This is a genomic window from Rhizobium sp. BT03 (assembly GCF_030053155.1).
GTDB lineage: Bacteria > Pseudomonadota > Alphaproteobacteria > Rhizobiales > Rhizobiaceae > Rhizobium.
Genome location: NZ_CP125640.1, coordinates 1,507,496 through 1,523,509, shown reverse-complemented (window position 1 = coordinate 1,523,509; position 16,014 = coordinate 1,507,496). Strand labels below are relative to the sequence as shown.

Here is a 16,014-nt window from a genome sequence, read left to right as displayed (position 1 = left end):
GGCGATGCCGCCGGCCGTTGTGAGGCCGGGGCGAACCCGTGGAACGCGATGGCCAGAATGCGCCGATCGCGGACTTTGGCAACGTCGGACGAACTCTTTTCGTTGCTTCTATTTGGGAGTATTTTGCACTCAAACTGTCTCAATTTGGCGGTGGAGAGTGCAGTGTTTGTGGACGGCAGTCGCAAGTTTCTGCTCTTCTTGGCAGTCGCATCCTATCCGATGACGCTGGCGCCACGATCAGCGGTGGCCGACGACACCGTTACGATCGACAGCGGAATGCTGAAGGGTGAGAGGTCGGGCACGGTCGTCAGCTTCAAGGGCATACCCTATGCGGCGCCGCCGGTTGGTAATCTCAGATGGCGCAATCCGAGGCCGATGGAGAAATGGAGCGGCACCAGGGATGCCCGCAATTTCGGTCCGTCTTGCATGCAGACCGAGGATCTGCCGAAATCCGAGGATTGTTTGACCCTCAATGTCTGGACACCCGTCAAGCATCCGCGGACGCCGCTGCCTGTGATGGTTTGGATATACGGCGGCGCTCTTGTCCATGGAAACACCCCTCAATATCCGGGCAGCCAGCTGGCCGCCCGGAAAGTCGTGTTCGTCAGTATGAACTACCGCATGGGACGACTGGGTTATTTTGCCCATCCTGCGCTTGCAAAGGAATCCCCTAACGAGCCGGTCGGCAACTATGGTTACATGGATCAGCTGGCCGCCTTGAAATGGGTCCGGCAAAATATCGAAGCCTTCGGCGGTGATCCGAAGAAAGTGACCATATTCGGAGAGTCGGCCGGCGGCGGTTCGGTGATGGCGCATATGGTATCGCCGTTGTCACGGGGGCTTTTCCGGGGCGCCATTCTGCAATCACCGGGCCTACCGACCGCGCGTGCGCAGAGCATGCCCTTGTCCCCGTTGAAAGAAGCGGAAAATTCCGCCTTGGACTATGCGGCCTCTCTGGGTATCAATGGCAGCGATGCCGGCGCGCTCACCGCCCTTCGGGCGCTGCCTGCGGAAAAACTCACCGACGGTGCATCATCACAGGACGTGCTGGCCGGAATGGCGACTGGCAAGCCCGCGATCGGCGTCTCAGGCCCGATGATCGACGGTCGGTTTTTGCTGGAAACGCCGGAAGCGGCTTTTGCGGCCGGCCGCCAAGCGCCGGTCCCCGTCATCGTAGGGGCCAATAATCGAGATCTCGCTCTCGGTCAGGCCACGACGAAAGACGATCTCTTCGCGCTCTTCGGCAACCATGCCGCCGAAGCCCGCAGCCTCTACGATCCTACCGGCCAACAGACCCTCGATGAGTTGGAGCAGCAGATTCTGGCCGACAAAACGCTTGTCGAGCCATCCCGCCACCTCGCCGACCATATTGCCCGCACCGGTCAGCCGACCTGGTGGTATCGTTTCTCCTATGTCGCCGAGGCCCTACGCAATGATCCGACATGGAAGGGCGCCCTGCACGGCTCCGAAATCCCCTATATGTTCGACATTCCAAACGCGCTGGTGAAAGACAAGGTCACGCCTGCCGACTGGGCCATGGCCACATTGGCGAGTGCCTACTGGATCGAGTTTGCAGCCAGCGGCGACCCCAATGGAGGCTCACGGCCAAAATTGCCCCGCCACAATCAGGCCGTCGACAGGCTGATCGACTTCACCAATCACGGCGTGACGGTCGGAGCCGATCCGCTGAAGCCGAGGCTCGACCTCTGGCAACGCCATTGGGCGGAGGAGAAGTGACCGGGCCGGTGCACCGCGCGAGGCCGGCATAAAGATGGATGACTGCCTTTGTATGACCGTAGTGAAATTGGCTCATTCCTCCATCCACCATCGCCGCGTTTGCCACTGTGTTGACCCATCCTCCGTCCTCCTCGGGCTTGACCCGAGGATCCGCGCTGGCCTCCATCAGCTGCGGGCATGGATCCCTGCACAAGGCCCGCTGCTCGGTTGGCGACTGCCCCTTATCCGTCGAGCCAACGGTCTCGACCCGTCCTTCCGACCCACGTAAACGGGGCGAGGGGACGTGCTCTGCGAGAGGAAAGTAGGAACGGAGGGGTTGCGGCATCGCAGGTTCGATGGCCGGTCAGGAGCGGGCCGCACAGAGTATCGAAGCGCACGGCCCATCATACTTACGATCGGCAAAGCTTCTTGTTCCCGGGACGATGGAAAAATTATCGTCATCCTTTCACTGCCGAAAAGAACAGAAACCGCGGCGTCGTCGTCAAGCTCCGATAGGCCTGCGGAAAAAGCGTAGCCGCGCGAGGATCGGGCTGGGGTTCGCTGACGATATCGATCTGAAATCCGGCCGCCTTGAGGGCGTCGAACATGGCATGCAGCGGCCGGTGCCAGAAGCGCATGGCGATCGCCTGGCCGGCGCGCTGCCAGGTCTCGTCGAAACTGTAGGTCTCGAAATAATTGTCGTGGCCGCTCGACGGGTGATCCATGAAGGGGTGGTGGGTGGAGAAAACCAGGCGGCCGCCTTGAGGCAGCAGCCGGTTGAATTCCCGGAGCGGTCCCGACCAGTCCGGCAGATAGTGCAGGACGAGTGAGGCGAGGATCAGCTCGAACGCCTGATCCTCGAAGGGCAATGCTTCGCCGAGATCCGCCTGCAGCAGGCGTGCGCGCCCTTCCAAGCGGCGTTGCGCGATCTGCAGCATGCCGGCACTGGCATCGATCCCGGTCACCATGGCCCCGCGCTCGACGAGGGCTGCCGCATGCGCCCCGCCGCCGCAGCCCGCATCGAGCACCGAAAGTCCGGCGACCTCGCCGACCAAGGCAAGAATGGCCGGCCGCTCGTAATAGGCATTCCAGGCATTGGCCTCATTATCCGCGTCATACGCCGCCGCGAAGGCGTCATAGTCATTCTCGGCCATGGTTTGCCTTTCCGGTGTCGGACGATTGCGTTCGGTCATGCGTGTTTGATTAAGGGGCAGCCGTACCATTTTTGCGAGAATCGCTGGTAGATGCAAGCCGCCGCAGAGCCATGGCTGCCCCTCACCCTAACCCTCTCCCCGTAAAACGGGGAGAGGGGACGTGCCCTGCGAGACGCTGGTGAGGGACGGAGAGGTTGCGGCATATCCCCTTCGCCCCGTTTACGGGGAGAAGGTGGCGGCAGCCGGATGAGGGGCGCGCGGCAATCTCCCAGTTCGAGGAAAGCATTTCTTTCCCAAACGACCCTCTCGGCAGCGGGAATGGATCCCAGGGCTCGAGGCCTGGGAGGACGGAGATTAGGGGGCGCCAAATCCCGACCGAGGCTAAGCCTTGCCCAGATGTTTCGGCCAGAATTCCTGATGCACTGCGGCGGCTTCGTCTTCCAGGCTCGTCGGGCCGACCACGGTGACGATGCGTGCGCCGGTTTGCAGCACTGCCCGGCTCGGTACGTTCAACCCAATCCCGGCGATCTCGCCAAGCCGGGTTTCGGAGCACGCAAAAACCATCCGCCCGATGCCCGACCAGTAGATCGCCCCGGAGCACATCGCGCATGGCTCGGTGCTGGTATAGAGCGTGCAGTCGGCGAGAAAACCGGTGTCGTAGTGCTGCGCCGCAGATTTCACCAGGTTCATCTCGGCGTGGTTGGTCATATCGTGGCCGGTGAAGACGCTGTTTTCGGCGCGCAGGATGACCTCGCCGTCCTTCACTAGCAGCGAGCCGAAGGGTTCGTCGCCTTGGTCCATCGCAGATTTCGAGAGTGCAATTGCCTCGCGTAAAAACGGCTCGTGGTTTTCCATCAAACTCTCCCCAAAAGCTAAAGCGGGATGATTTTGTCTTGAATCGGAGGGATTTCCAAGGGCTGCAAATCCGATTGAGGGTCGGTGATCCGGATCGAGCGCAGACACCCGCACCCTTACGAAAATGTATAACCCCGGCGAAGTGCCCGTGAGTTTTCCGGTGCAGGCTTGGTGCAGTCGTTGCCAAGTCGAAGGCCAGATCTCATGAATATGCGCGCCACACCCGCCGCCCTGATGCCGGCGGTCCATCCGGTCAGCCTGCGGGTCGATACCTACCTGATCAATCTCGACCGGGCGCCATTGCGGCGGTTTCGGATGGAGCGCCTGCTGATGGGCATCGGCCTTGCCTTCGAGCGGGTGGCGGCGGTGGATGGGGCGGCGCTCGGCCTGCCGCATCCGGATTTTGACGAAGCCGCCTATCTGAGCCGGCACGGCCGGCGGCCGAACCCTTTCGAGATCGGCTGTTTTTTCAGCCATGTCGAATGCGCCAGGCGCTTCCTTTCCGGCAATGCCGAATTCGCGCTCATTCTGGAAGACGACCTCGATTTCGACGACGATCTTGCCGAGGTGATCGAGGCCGCCCTGCGGCACCCGACGCGCTGGGACATCCTGCGTCTTTCCACCGTCAATACCGGGCGCAAGCATCACGTGGCGCCGCTGACGGCGTCGCGCTCGCTTGCCATTGCGCTGACCCGCGAGAAGGGCTCCGGCGCCTATCTGATCAACCGCAAGGCGGCGGGCTGGATTGTCGGCGCACTGCTGCCGATGCGGCTGCCCTATGATCTCGCCTTCGATCTGGAATTCGACGAGGGCTTGAGCGCCTGTTTCGTCGATCCGCTGCCGGTCAGCCAAAGGGCGGATGCCTGCTCGCAGATCCAGGCGGGGCTTTCGGCCTACCGGCTCGGCCGCCGCCGGCCGTGGAGCGTTCTGCCCTATCGCGCGGCGGCCGAAATCCGCCGCTTTGCCGCCCGCTTCCGCCGCCTCGCGGCGTCGAGGATTGGGGGTCAGGATCGCGCCGCCGGGATGAGCGGTCAGGACCGCTCACCCGGGACGAGCGCTCAGGCTCGCTCGCCCGGGAGTAGCGGAAAGGCGATCGAGACGATGAGGCCGGGGTGATTGTTCGCCATGGTGATCTCGGCCGCATGCAGCTCGGCGATCGCCTTGACGAGGCTGAGCCCGAGCCCGCTTCCTGATGTCGTGCGGCTTTTGTCCAACCGGTAGAGCCGCCGGAAGACCTTCTCCCTTTCGCCGGCGGGAATGCCGGGGCCGGTATCGGCGACCGAAACCACGGCGCGGTCGGCCTCTCGGCGGAGCGAAACCGTGATCACGGTTCCGGCCGGGCAGTGGTTGATCGCATTTTCCACCAGGTTGGCGATCAGCTGGGTCAGCAGATCGCGGTCGCCGCGGATGATGGCGGGCGTGCGCGCCGCGATCGTCAGCGATTTCCGCGCATCTTCGGCGACATCCACATAGACTTCCGAAATCACCGCAAGCACGGTGTCGAGATCGGTCGCCTGGAAACGCTCCTTGCGGGCGCCGGCCTCGATCTGGGAGATGCGCAGCAGCGCCTCGAAGGTGGCGTTGATCCGGTCGCTCTCGTTTCTCGCCTCGTCGAGAAGGGCTGAGACATCCGCCTGCCGGTCATTGCCCGCCACCGCGGCATCGAGCGTCAGGCGCAGCCGGTTGAGCGGGGTTTTCAGATCATGGGCGATATCGGTGCTGACCTGCCGCATGCTCTCGACCAAGGTCTGCAGCCGCACTAGCGCCGCGTTGATCTGGATCGCCACCGTATCGAGATCGTCGCCATTGCCGCTGATCGGAATGCGGGCGTCGAGCGCGCCGTGGGAGACGTCGTTCATGGTGAGGGCCACCCTGTCCAGCCGCGCCTGGGCGCGAAGGGCGAGAAAGACGCCGCCGCCGATCGCCGTCGCCACGACGATCGCCGCCGCCCATTCGAAACTCACCAGCACGATCCGCAGCATTTCGTCGACATCGTTGAAGTTTTCGCCGACCACCAGGCTGTAGGGACCGATCGTCGACACCTGCATCCGGTAGCGTTCGTGACCCTTCAGCCCGACATCGCGCGAGCTGACGGTATAGACGCCATTCGGGATGGGCGGCGCGGCGAAATTGCCGGCGAGTTTTTTGCCCGCATGATCGGTCAGCGAATAAAGCCCGTCCGAGGTCGACTGGAAGCTCGCATAATTGTTCAGCGTATTGACGAGATCCTGGGTGTCGCCGGGCTCGTAGGTCGAGACGATAAGCGAATTCATCTCGGTCAGCGACTGTTCGAGATCGCGGGAAAGGCCGCGGTCCAGCATGTGATAGATGACCGCGCCGCTCAGAAAGAAGGTGACGACGAAGAGCACGCCGAAGGTGACGGCAAGCCGGAACGGCGTGCTGCGGCGCAGGCTGGAGAAGGATGCCGAAAAGCGTGTGCGGTCGGGAAAGATCATCATCTTCTCCAGCGCGTCGCATCAAACTTGATTCATGCGACGCGCTTTCGTCCCTTGTTTTTATGCATGTCGTTATCCCGGAACCGTTGCACGCTTCCGGGCGACATGCGCTAACGCGGCGCATGCAGGCTGTAGCCGGTGTTGCGGATCGTGTGCAGAAGCTGGGCCTGGAACGGCCTGTCGACCTTCGCCCGCAAGCGGCTGATATGGGTCTCGACGACGCTGGTCTTCGGATCGAAGTGGAAATCCCAGACCCGCTCCAAAAGCATCGTCTTGGTGATCACCCGGCCTTCGCCGCGCATCAGCACTTCGAGCAGAGTGAATTCGCGCGGCTGCAGCTCGATCGCCTGGCCGGCGCGGCGGGCCTCGCGGCGGATCAGATCGAGCTCGAGATCGGCAACCTTCAGCACCGTCTTCTGCTCCTGCACCGGCGGCCGGCGGCCGAGCGCGTTGACGCGGGCCAGAAGCTCGGAGAAGGCGAAGGGCTTGGTGAGATAATCGTCGCCGCCCGCCTCCAGCCCCTCGACCCGGTCGTCGACGCCGCCGATCGAGGTCAGGAACAGCGCCGATGTGCCGACCTTGGCGGCCCGCAGCGAGCGGATAATCGCCAGCCCATCCAGCCCCGGCAGCATGCGATCGACGACAATGACGTCATAGGCTTCGCGCTGCGCCTGAAACAGCCCATCGCGGCCGTCACCGAAGACGTCGCAGACATGGCCTGCCTCGGAAAGGCCCTTGGCGATATAATCGGACGTCTTCCGATCGTCCTCGATAAGCAGGATCCGCATCAGCCCGATCATTCCCGGTATGGCTGGGGCAATCTAGCGGAGCCTACGGCTGAGCGACAACTTACGGATTTGTAAGGTGGGCGGGGCGGCGTGCGCGGCGTCCGGCGTACTCGCCTTAAACAGCGCGGCTGATCAATTCTGCATCGATTTCAAGAAGCCTCTTCAAGCTTTTGAATGATTGATCCAACGAGACGAACCATGTCCGATAACGTTTGGAACACTTCGCAGCCATCCAGGTTGTCTGTTCCCGAAAATAGAAGTACAACTCTAAGTGGCATCTTTCTGGTCATCATGGCGGCGATTTGCTCAGCATCGTCATCATCTGGCTTTAGTTTAAATTCTAGGCCGTCGGAAGCTCGATTCCCGTTGTCGATCATCGCAGACGCGAACCGACCCGCAAAAACTCCAATAGACATATCCTCAATGAAATTGGCGGACGGATGAAGGGCTATTGAGTTTCCGATCTCAGCGATCGAACCGATGAGATTGTTGTGTTTGTCGGTGTTGCAGAGATCGCTAAGCCCATGCAGCAACTCGTTTCCTCCGCGATAGGGAGCAAAGGATGCAACCACATCCTTCACCGGTTGCGGAAGGCCGTTCATTTTTGCTTGAATACCCTTGGTGACGAACTCCGACTGCGCTTTTGCAAACGGAAAGGCCACACGCCTGACGTCGGCAACGCCATTCTCACGAGCCAAGGCCACCGTTGCGACATCCAATGCGGATCGCAGTTGATAGACCGCTTCGCCGACGATCACATGCACAATGTCGTTAACGTCGAACAACCTGAGACGGATGAAGCTTTCACCGGTGCCTGCGTCGGTCCTCGCGACAAAGCGATGAATACCGGTCGAGCCAAGCGCATGTTTCGCCTCATCGATCTTGACGGCAGCTCGATCGATCTTGAGGCGTGGTTGATGGAGATGCATGCGGCCCTCTTCCCATGAGAACGATACACGTTGCCAATAGAAAACACGCTACCACGCCTTCCAGCCGATCGATGCTGCCTGGTTCGGCAGCGTTATGTCGCAGAGACGTCAAAGTTGATCGCAAGGAGCGTACCTCAAAAACCTGAGCGTTCGAGGATCCGCTTTCATCAACACGTATTATTCGGCGCGATGGTCAAATCCCCGACCCATCGAGCTGCTGGGCGTCGTCGCCTTCCCAGGGTGAGGGCATCGAGAGGCGGGCGAGATTGGCCGAGGGCATCGGCATCCAGCACTTCAATTCCGGCTCGGCATATTCGATGATCTGCCCGGGCGAGGAATCCGAGGCGCGCCAGCCTTCTGCGCCAAACTGATCGCCATGCGACCAATAGGCGAGGTCAACTTCCGCTGGCCCCTGTTCGGACGGGCGGATGGTGACCAGGATACGACTGCCGTCTTTCGGTGCGCTGGCCATGCTGCGCCAGCGGTCTGCCTCGTCCATCGTTTTGCCTCCTGCCTTGCTGCTTGTGCAACTGTCGCCTCGCCAACGAAAGCGGTCAACTCAAACTTTGAGGGGACCCTTCGCTATCGATGGTGGTTAAGCTATCCTGATGTCCCGGATGGAGGAACAGCGCATGGCGAAGCTCGTCTTCGGAATGAACATCTCCCTGGATGGCTATGTCGATCACCAGAAATTTGCGCCCGACCCCATCCTCTTTCGCCACTGGATCGAGCAGGCGCGCGGCCAGACGGGGAGCCTCTATGGCCGCCGCCTGTACAAGGTGATGCGCTATTGGGACGAAGACAATGCCGAGTGGACCCCGGAGCTGCACGATTTCGCGCTTGCCTGGCGGCGCCAGCCGAAATGGGTCGTGTCGCGCTCGCTGACCTCGGTCGGCCCCAATGCCACGCTTGTCAGCGACGACATCGAGACGGTGATCCGCGGCCTGAAGGCCGAGCTTGCCGGGGAGATTCAAGTCGGCGGGCCGGAGCTTGCGGGAAGTCTGGCCGACCTTGGCCTGATCGACGAGTATCGACTCTACTTCCACCCCGTCGTGCTCGGCCACGGCAAACCGTTCTTCACCGGCCCGAGGCCTCCGCTCCGCCTTGTCGCCAGCGATCTGATCGGCGGGGATGCGGTGCGATTGACCTATGTTCCTGTATGATTGGGTCGGTGCCCTTACTGAAATCCCTCGAATGGGTCTGGTCACCGCTGATGAAGAGCATCGGGCGAGGAGAGCCCATCTCGATATCGTTGGGATAGAAGACGTCACAACGCGCCCTGCGGCGACGGAACGCCGACGCGAATGGCCTGCGAAAAATTCGGCGAAAGACCGTCCTCGTGCGCTCTTGCAGCGATGTGTGCGGCCGACCGCAGCTGCGACAAGGGAATCGAGATGTCCAGCGCGCGCCGGTCATAGGCGTATTCCGGCAGGTATCCGTTGACGATGAGACGCCAGTCCATCGGCACGGCGTCGCCTGCCACGCGCATCATCTTGACGATGGTCGTCGTGCAGTTGGTCGTCAGCGAATTGTAGAAGGCGGGCCGTGCTGCAAGCGCGTTTGCGTCGGAGACGTACTCGCGCAGAAGAAGCCTCGCAGCCGCCGGCGTCGCCCTCAAGCGGTAGATCTGGACGTCCTCACCGCGAAAATTGGAGCGGAGGCCGATCACATCTCTTTCGTCTGCCGCGATGATGACCAGAGGACTGCTTTTGAAGAGGTCCGCCAGCGGTGAGAACGAGCCGCCGGAAAGGCGGCGCACTTCGATAGACCACGCCAGATAACGGCCGTCGTCGAAGCCGAAGCTCATTATCACATGCGCGATGGTCGGACCTGACCAGTATGACATGAACATGTCGACGCTCTTCAGCTTGTTCAGGTCGTAACTGCGAGTCGTCCATTGTTCCGTGAAATCGGTGGCACTGCGCCACTGGAACTCGCGGACATTCGTCAGCGTCAACAGATCACCGTCGAATTCGCCGGTGACCTGACGAGCAACGTCCGGAGCCCACGCGCCATTTGCCTGCGGCTCGATCGTGCTCCACCAGAAGAGGACGATGACGAACGCGGCCGCAAACGCGAGGACCGCACGAAGGCGTCTCCTGCCAAAGAGCGCCACGATGACGGAGGCGCCAAAAAGCCCGAACAAGATGGCGCTGGCTTGCCTGCCGAGTTCGGGCAACGGCAAGCGGTACCAAAGCGCGAGCGACGACCAGGCAGCGGCAGCGGCGACGACGAACAGGAGCACTGCAATGACGATCGCACGGACCGGTCGAACCATTTTGCTTTTCCAAACGGGTTTGAAACGTTCGTCCTGATCGTTCGACCCTAGCGGTTTCAGAGCGTGAAGCCCAGAACCTATCCGAAGCGACGGGGCTCCGGACTTTCTATTTTGGCAAGGCTTGATTGCGCCGGCAACGGCCCTCGCTTTTTCCGGCGCTGAACGATATGGACGATCTTGCCTGATCCAACATGAAGAGCATCCGATGATCCACGAATTGCGCATCTATACATGTCTGCCGGGGAGATTGCCGGCACTGCAGCAGCGTTTCGAGACCGCGACGCTGGCGATTTGGGAACGGCTCGGCATCCGCTCACTCGGCTTCTGGACGACGATGATCGGTTCTTCCAGCAACGATCTGACCTACCTGCTCGAATGGCAGTCGCTTTCGGAGCGCGAGGAGAAATGGGCCGAGTTCATCGCCGATAGCGAGTGGCAGGAAGCGAGGGCGAAGAGCGAGGCCGATGGGCCGATCGTCGCCAACATCGCCAGTTCGCTGCTGCAGCCGACACGCTTCTACCGCGGCTTCTCCAAACCGTCGGAATAACGGCTAAAGCGCGTCGCGCCAAATTTGATTCATGCGACGCGCTTTAGCTCTTTGTTTTTACGCATGTCGTTGCCGCAAAACCGCGGCACACTTTTGCGCGACATGCTCTAGAAACCCCGAGCGCAATTCATTGAGAAGTGTTTCGGATGTGTTTCGGCGTGAGTGCGGGCCGTCATCCGCAAATGGCGCAATCTGCACGAGCCGGGCTCGCGCCGGGACCGCCGCGATCTCGACCACTAAGCGAAAACATGAGCATTGCCGAACAAAGCAGCCATTGTGCGTTGAGCCGTAAAAAGGAAACGCCAGAGCATAGCCCTGGCGTTTCGGTTCAGGCCACCAGGCCCTTGGTCAGCTCCAGCGCCTGCCGCTCGAACAGCCGGCGGTAGATGCCGTCGGGGCGGCGGATCAGCGCCTGGTGGTCGCCTTCTTCGACGATTTCGCCCTTGTCGAAGACCAGCAGCCGGTCGAGCGCCCGCACCGTGGACAGGCGGTGGGCGACGACCAGTGTGGTGCGGCCGTCCATCAGGCGTTCCATCGCCTGCTGGATCTGCACTTCGCTCTCGCTGTCGAGGCTGGAGGTCGCCTCGTCGAGGATCAGGATCGGTGCATCGGCCAGGAAGGCGCGGGCGATGGCGACGCGCTGCCGCTCGCCGCCCGAGAGTTTGACGCCGCGTTCTCCCACCATCGTCTCATAGCCCTTGGGAAGGCTCAGGATGAAGTCGTGGGCGCTCGCCTGTTTCGCCGCCTGCTCGATTTCGCGCCGCGAGGCATTCGGCCTGGCATAGGCGATGTTCTCGGCCAGGGTGCGGTGAAACAGGATCGGCTCCTGCTGGACGATGGCGATCTGGCTGCGCAGGCTCGATTGCCTCACTTTGGCGATATCCTGCCCGTCGATGCGGATCGCGCCCGCATTGACGTCGTAGAGGCGCTGTATGAGCTTGACGAAGGTCGTCTTGCCCGAACCCGAATGCCCGACCAGGCCGACACGTTCGCCCGGCTTGATGGTGACCGAAAAATCCTCATAAAGCGGGGTGGGATGCGCGCCGTATTGGAAGGTGATGCGGTCGAAGACGATCTCGCCGCTGCCGATATTGATGGGTGTGGCGTCCGGCCTGTCCTCGATGCCGAGCGGCATCTTGTCGAGCAGCACCAGCTCTTCCATGTCGTTGACGGCACGCTGCAGGTTGCGGATGTCCTGGCCGACATTGCGCAGATAGCCCTGCAGGACGAAGAACATCGCCAGCACGAAGGTGACGTCTCCGGGCGTCGCCAGCCCCTGCTGCCACATGACGAGGCCCGTTCCCAGAATGCCGGCCTGCATCGAGACCATCATGAAGCCCTGGATCGTGCCGCTCAACGTGCCGCGCTTCCATGTCCGCCGCGTGCGGCTGTCCCAGGTGCCGAGCACGCGGCCGAGCCGGGTCTCCTCGCGGCTTTCGGCGCCGAACGCCTTGACCACCGAGTTGCAGCTGATCGCATCGGCGAGCGCCCCGCCGAGCTTGGTATCCCAGGCATTGGCAAGCCTTGCCGCCGGCGACACGAAGCCCATGGAAAGCGCCACGGTGACGCCGATATAGATCAGCGATCCCAGGCTGACGATCAGGCCCATGACCGGCCAATAGCTGCCGAGCACGATGCTGGCGCCGACCAGCATGACGATCGACGGCAGGAGAGCGACCAGCAGCAGGTCGTTCAGCGAATCCAGCGCCCACATGCCGCGCGTGATCTTGCGCACGGTCGAGCCGGCAAAGCTGTTGGCGTGCCAGTCGGTGGAGAAACGCTGCACCTTGTGAAAACCGCCATTGGTGACATCCGCCATGGTGCGCAGCGTCAGCCGGATGATGCCGTTGAAGATGAAATAGCGCAGCGCCACGCTGCTGAAGCCCAAGGCGACGACGATGACGAAGGCGCTAAGCGCGCTGTCGGCCGGATTGCCGCCGGCGATGGCATCGACGATCTGGCCTGAAAAGACCGGCACCATGACTTCGGCGAGCGTGCTTGAAATCACCAGCACGATGATCAGCCCCACCAAACCAGGCCGGTGGGTCCAATGATGAAAGATAAAGCCGAGCACGTTGCGATAGGCATCGGCGCGGAAATCGAGCTTCTTGCGAGTCATTTGAACCAACCCGGCCGCATATCGGCAACCGGTCCTCAAAATTAAGAGTTAAATGGCACAGCCCAAGCAGGAGACGAAATGATCCCGTCAGATCATCGGGCTATGAAGGAGGTGAGAACCGCATGTCGGGCGCGCTTGAGGCGGGCCGCGAATGGAAATGACCTACTGTCGGGACATTCCACACGGGAGGACTTTGGTTTCTGCTGATCGCATGCAACGCCTCCCTTATGTTCGATCTGACGCGGTAAGCCTCTTGTAGCGAAGGCGATGACGCTTGCCAACCGGGAATTTGCAACCTGACAGAAAGTGATGCGAAAACGACACAATCTGGAACGTGCAGGTTTACGCGCTGGCGCGTTTCGCCAGGTTCGTCTCGCCTATCATCTTCACGTCATGCCAGGCGCGAAAGGTCGGTCGGCTCCGGTTTTGCACCCGCTGCCGTCAGCATCGCGTGGACCTGGCCGCGGTGGTGGGTCTGGTGGTTGAAAAGTTCGACAGCACATTGCGCCGTCGGCTTCTCGACCCGCGTTGCACCGTCCCCGGGATACCAGACAAGCATGCCGTCGAGATCCGCGTCGCGCAATCCTACCGCCCACGCTTCGATTTCCGCGTTGCGTTGCAGACGCCGCGTCTTGAACTCGTCCCAGTCCGATGGGCTTGTCAGCGAGTGCTTGATGGTTTCCTCCGGGCGCCGGTTGCCCTTCAATCGTTCCAGGATCAGGGCGTCGGCCCAGTAAAGATGGTTGAGCGTCGCGGCGATCGATTGGAAGAACGCGCCCCGATCCTTCCAGCGATCGGCATGCGTCAGCCCGTCGGCGGCGGTGACCAGAGAGGTGTTTTGCCAGCTGTTGTAGCGGGCCATGAGTCGGCAGTATCCGGCTGAGATCATTGTCTCGGACTCCAAAGGTTAGCGGTGTTGGGGGAGATAAAAGAAGGGGGCGTTCGTGCCCTGTTGCCTGAAAGGCGTGCCGTGCGGCCCCCTCATCCGACCCTTCGGGCCACCTTCTCCCCGCTGGGGAGAAGAGGGAGCAAGGCGCGTCGACACTGCCCAACGAACCCGCATCTTCCGAGCACTCCATTCAATGGAGTCCCGGACGAAGCGGCATTCTCCCCTCTTCTCCCCAGCGGGGAGAAGGTGGCCCGCAGGGTCGGATGAGGGGGCCACGCGGCACAGGGTCAACGACGATCAGTCTATCCTGAAACAGCATCGCCGCAAATGCCTGATGCGCAAAACCTTCAGTCGTTGATTTCCCCGACAAGCTCCCATATGTCGACCTTCTCGGCGCGTCCCTTGACCGGGGCAAGGCCGAAGGGGCGGAAGGTGAAGCGGTCGGCGACGGCGTCGCGGGTGGCGGCGCTGACCAGGATCGATGTGTTGAGATCCTTGTTCATGCCTTCGAGCCGCGACGCGACATTGATCGTATCGCCCATGGCCGTGTACTGCTGACGCGAAATCGCGCCGAAGCTGCCGACGACGGCCGGGCCGGTGTGCAATCCGAATCGCGTCAACAGTTCGGGGCGGCCATTCCTGCGATTGGCGTCATTCAAGCCGTCGACCGCCGCTTTCATGGCCAGCGCGCATCGACAGCCGTGTTCGGCATGTCTGCTATCGTCGACCGGGGCGTTCCACATGACGAAAATGGAATCGCCGAGATATTGCACGACCGTGCCGCCATTGCGCTCGGCGATGGTGTTCAGCAGTTCGAAATAGGCAGAAAGCGTGTCGACCACCTCCTCGGGCGAGTGTTGTTCGGAGATGGTCGTGAAGTCTTTGATGTCGGTGAACAGCACGGTCACCTCCTGTCGCTTCGCTCCGACGATCGTCGTCTCGGGATCAACGATCTGCCGGACCACTTCGCGCGGGACATAAAGGGCAAACTGACCGATGGCATGACGGCTGGCCGAAAGCGCGCTGGCCAGCGTGTTGATCTCGCTGATCCAGGAGTGGGATATCGGTTTCTCGCCGACCTCCAGATCGCCGATCCTGCGCGCCTCGTCGGCCAGCCGGTAGAGCGAGCGGCTGACCATGCGCGACAGCATCACCGAGGCGGCGACACCGGCGAGCAGGAAAGCGGCGGCAATGAACAGATTGCGCCGGAGCAGCCGATTGGCCTCGGCCACCAGATCCGCCAGCGGCACGATGATGGCGGCCACGCTTCCCGTGAACAGGCCGGAGACGCTGACCGGGGCGATCTGCACCAGATGGGTTTCGCCATCGAAATCGACCCGCGCCAGGCCGCCGCCGGCAAAGGCCGGATCCTGCCTCAGTCGCGTCACGGTTTCGAGGCTCGGGTCGAAACGGTTTGCCGTCGCGCCAAAGGCGCCTGATGTTCTCGACCACAAGCCGATGATCCTGCTCATGATATCAGGGTCGGAATGGGCGACGAGATTGCCATTGGCATCGATGATATAGGCCCGCGCCCGTGGCGAAATCTCCCCGGCGTCGAGCAGCCGGCTGACGGTCAGCAGGTGAATGTTGATGCCGAGCACTACTTTTCCATCGTCCCGCATCGGGGCTGCGATCGTCAGCGTCGGAACATTGAGGGTGCCGGTGACATAGGGGCCGACGGAAACCGGCACGCCGTCTTGAACGACCGATCGATACCATGGGCGTTGCCGCGGATCGAAGGATGTATCCTCGACATTCCGCTCCCCGATCACCTCAGCATCGCTGTTGAGAAAACGCAGCGTCGAGATGATGTCGGCCCCCTGCCTCCGTGCGATCATTCTGGTCGCGAAAGCCGTGCCATCGGGTGCGGCAAGCGTCTGGCGAACGTCGCGCCGGGCGGTATTGATCACCTGCAGGTAGGAGCCGTCGGGGTAGCCGGCGTAAACGCTGGTGGCGTTGGGGACGTTTCGCAGAACCTCCTGAAAGAACTGCTGTTTTTCCTTGATATCCTGAGGCGGCAGGGAAACCAGCTGCGGCAGGGTGGATGCCAGCGCCACCGCCTCGGTGACGCCCTGCAGCGTATTGCGGTATCCCTCGATCAGCCGCAAACTCATCGCCCGCATCTGCTGCGCGCCGGCACTGACCGCAGCATCGCTTCCGCGGCTGAACGCCATCCAGATGATCGGCGCCGACGTGCACAGCAGCGACGCGACGACCAGGACGCCGAGATGCAGTCTGAGCGGTTTGGACCAGCGCACGCGATTTCCCCCGAAATGCGGACCT

General features: G+C 61.7%; 14 protein-coding genes. 4 read left to right on the top strand and 10 right to left on the bottom strand.

Annotated elements, in window-relative coordinates:
* Nucleotides 1–162: 162 nt before the first annotated feature.
* Nucleotides 163–1,737, top strand: a complete 1,575-nt coding sequence (locus QMO80_RS07595) for a carboxylesterase/lipase family protein (RefSeq protein ID WP_283200134.1) — start codon at nucleotides 163–165, stop codon at nucleotides 1,735–1,737.
* Between the two features lie 437 nt (nucleotides 1,738–2,174).
* Here QMO80_RS07595 and QMO80_RS07590 read toward each other — a convergent pair whose 3' ends face one another.
* A complete protein-coding gene (locus tag QMO80_RS07590) occupies nucleotides 2,175–2,870 on the bottom strand; it encodes a class I SAM-dependent methyltransferase (protein WP_283199530.1) in 696 nt (231 codons plus the stop codon).
* A gap of 381 nt (nucleotides 2,871–3,251) precedes the next feature.
* Nucleotides 3,252–3,725 carry a nucleoside deaminase gene (locus QMO80_RS07585; RefSeq protein WP_283199529.1) on the bottom strand — a complete coding sequence of 158 codons (474 nt, stop codon included), beginning with the start codon at nucleotides 3,723–3,725 and terminating at the stop codon, nucleotides 3,252–3,254.
* 204 nt (nucleotides 3,726–3,929) lie between these two features.
* Here QMO80_RS07585 and QMO80_RS07580 point away from each other — a divergent pair, with 204 nt between their 5' ends.
* Nucleotides 3,930–4,841 (top strand): glycosyltransferase family 25 protein, encoded by a 912-nt coding sequence (locus QMO80_RS07580; RefSeq protein WP_283199528.1) that lies wholly within the window; start codon nucleotides 3,930–3,932, stop codon nucleotides 4,839–4,841.
* On the opposite strand, the gene QMO80_RS07575 is transcribed toward QMO80_RS07580, so the two are convergent.
* The 4 genes from QMO80_RS07575 to QMO80_RS07560 all read right to left on the bottom strand — a co-directional run bounded on the left by QMO80_RS07575 (nucleotide 4,784) and on the right by QMO80_RS07560 (nucleotide 8,397).
* On the bottom strand, nucleotides 4,784–6,181 hold the full coding sequence (locus QMO80_RS07575; protein ID WP_283200133.1) for a sensor histidine kinase KdpD: 1,398 nt from the start codon (nucleotides 6,179–6,181) through the stop codon (nucleotides 4,784–4,786). The two genes, QMO80_RS07580 and QMO80_RS07575, sit on opposite strands and share 58 nt — an antisense overlap.
* A gap of 110 nt (nucleotides 6,182–6,291) precedes the next feature.
* The gene (locus QMO80_RS07570) at nucleotides 6,292–6,969 is read right to left on the bottom strand and encodes a winged helix-turn-helix domain-containing protein (protein ID WP_283199527.1); all 678 of its coding nucleotides are present in this window, start codon (nucleotides 6,967–6,969) and stop codon (nucleotides 6,292–6,294) included.
* Nucleotides 6,970–7,118: 149 nt separating this feature from the next.
* Nucleotides 7,119–7,898: a hypothetical protein gene (locus QMO80_RS07565; RefSeq protein ID WP_283199526.1), complete on the bottom strand. Its 780-nt coding sequence runs from the start codon at nucleotides 7,896–7,898 to the stop codon at nucleotides 7,119–7,121.
* Between the two features lie 193 nt (nucleotides 7,899–8,091).
* On the bottom strand, nucleotides 8,092–8,397 hold the full coding sequence (locus tag QMO80_RS07560; RefSeq protein ID WP_003569638.1) for a hypothetical protein: 306 nt from the start codon (nucleotides 8,395–8,397) through the stop codon (nucleotides 8,092–8,094).
* A 133-nt stretch (nucleotides 8,398–8,530) separates the two neighbouring features.
* Between QMO80_RS07560 and QMO80_RS07555 the strand changes: the two genes are divergently transcribed.
* The gene (locus QMO80_RS07555; protein WP_283199525.1) at nucleotides 8,531–9,061 is read left to right on the top strand and encodes a dihydrofolate reductase family protein; all 531 of its coding nucleotides are present in this window, start codon (nucleotides 8,531–8,533) and stop codon (nucleotides 9,059–9,061) included.
* Nucleotides 9,062–9,165: 104 nt separating this feature from the next.
* Here the strand turns inward: QMO80_RS07555 and QMO80_RS07550 are convergent, their stop codons facing one another.
* Nucleotides 9,166–10,176, bottom strand: a complete 1,011-nt coding sequence (locus QMO80_RS07550) for a DUF4105 domain-containing protein (RefSeq protein ID WP_283200132.1) — start codon at nucleotides 10,174–10,176, stop codon at nucleotides 9,166–9,168.
* A 205-nt stretch (nucleotides 10,177–10,381) separates the two neighbouring features.
* Between QMO80_RS07550 and QMO80_RS07545 the strand changes: the two genes are divergently transcribed.
* Entirely contained in the window at nucleotides 10,382–10,723 is a 342-nt protein-coding gene (locus QMO80_RS07545; protein WP_283199524.1) for an NIPSNAP family protein, read from the top strand.
* Between the two features lie 328 nt (nucleotides 10,724–11,051).
* On the opposite strand, the gene QMO80_RS07540 is transcribed toward QMO80_RS07545, so the two are convergent.
* The 3 genes from QMO80_RS07540 to QMO80_RS07530 all read right to left on the bottom strand — a co-directional run bounded on the left by QMO80_RS07540 (nucleotide 11,052) and on the right by QMO80_RS07530 (nucleotide 15,989).
* Nucleotides 11,052–12,842 (bottom strand): ABC transporter ATP-binding protein, encoded by a 1,791-nt coding sequence (locus tag QMO80_RS07540; protein WP_283199523.1) that lies wholly within the window; start codon nucleotides 12,840–12,842, stop codon nucleotides 11,052–11,054.
* A gap of 391 nt (nucleotides 12,843–13,233) precedes the next feature.
* Nucleotides 13,234–13,731, bottom strand: coding sequence for a DinB family protein (locus tag QMO80_RS07535; RefSeq protein ID WP_283199522.1), 498 nt, complete (start codon nucleotides 13,729–13,731; stop codon nucleotides 13,234–13,236).
* Nucleotides 13,732–14,078: 347 nt separating this feature from the next.
* The gene (locus QMO80_RS07530; protein WP_283199521.1) at nucleotides 14,079–15,989 is read right to left on the bottom strand and encodes an adenylate/guanylate cyclase domain-containing protein; all 1,911 of its coding nucleotides are present in this window, start codon (nucleotides 15,987–15,989) and stop codon (nucleotides 14,079–14,081) included.
* Nucleotides 15,990–16,014: the final 25 nt, after the last annotated feature.

Coding starts and splice junctions, on each gene's coding strand:
- QMO80_RS07535 (WP_283199522.1), bottom strand. CDS start 13,731: ATGATCTCAGCCGGATACTGCCGACTCATGGCCCGCTACAACAGCTGG.
- QMO80_RS07560 (WP_003569638.1), bottom strand. CDS start 8,397: ATGGACGAGGCAGACCGCTGGCGCAGCATGGCCAGCGCACCGAAAGAC.
- QMO80_RS07575 (WP_283200133.1), bottom strand. CDS start 6,181: ATGATCTTTCCCGACCGCACACGCTTTTCGGCATCCTTCTCCAGCCTG.
- QMO80_RS07570 (WP_283199527.1), bottom strand. CDS start 6,969: ATGCGGATCCTGCTTATCGAGGACGATCGGAAGACGTCCGATTATATC.
- QMO80_RS07590 (WP_283199530.1), bottom strand. CDS start 2,870: ATGGCCGAGAATGACTATGACGCCTTCGCGGCGGCGTATGACGCGGAT.
- QMO80_RS07585 (WP_283199529.1), bottom strand. CDS start 3,725: ATGGAAAACCACGAGCCGTTTTTACGCGAGGCAATTGCACTCTCGAAA.
- QMO80_RS07565 (WP_283199526.1), bottom strand. CDS start 7,898: ATGCATCTCCATCAACCACGCCTCAAGATCGATCGAGCTGCCGTCAAG.
- QMO80_RS07580 (WP_283199528.1), top strand. CDS start 3,930: ATGAATATGCGCGCCACACCCGCCGCCCTGATGCCGGCGGTCCATCCG.
- QMO80_RS07545 (WP_283199524.1), top strand. CDS start 10,382: ATGATCCACGAATTGCGCATCTATACATGTCTGCCGGGGAGATTGCCG.
- QMO80_RS07550 (WP_283200132.1), bottom strand. CDS start 10,176: ATGGTTCGACCGGTCCGTGCGATCGTCATTGCAGTGCTCCTGTTCGTC.
- QMO80_RS07540 (WP_283199523.1), bottom strand. CDS start 12,842: ATGACTCGCAAGAAGCTCGATTTCCGCGCCGATGCCTATCGCAACGTG.
- QMO80_RS07555 (WP_283199525.1), top strand. CDS start 8,531: ATGGCGAAGCTCGTCTTCGGAATGAACATCTCCCTGGATGGCTATGTC.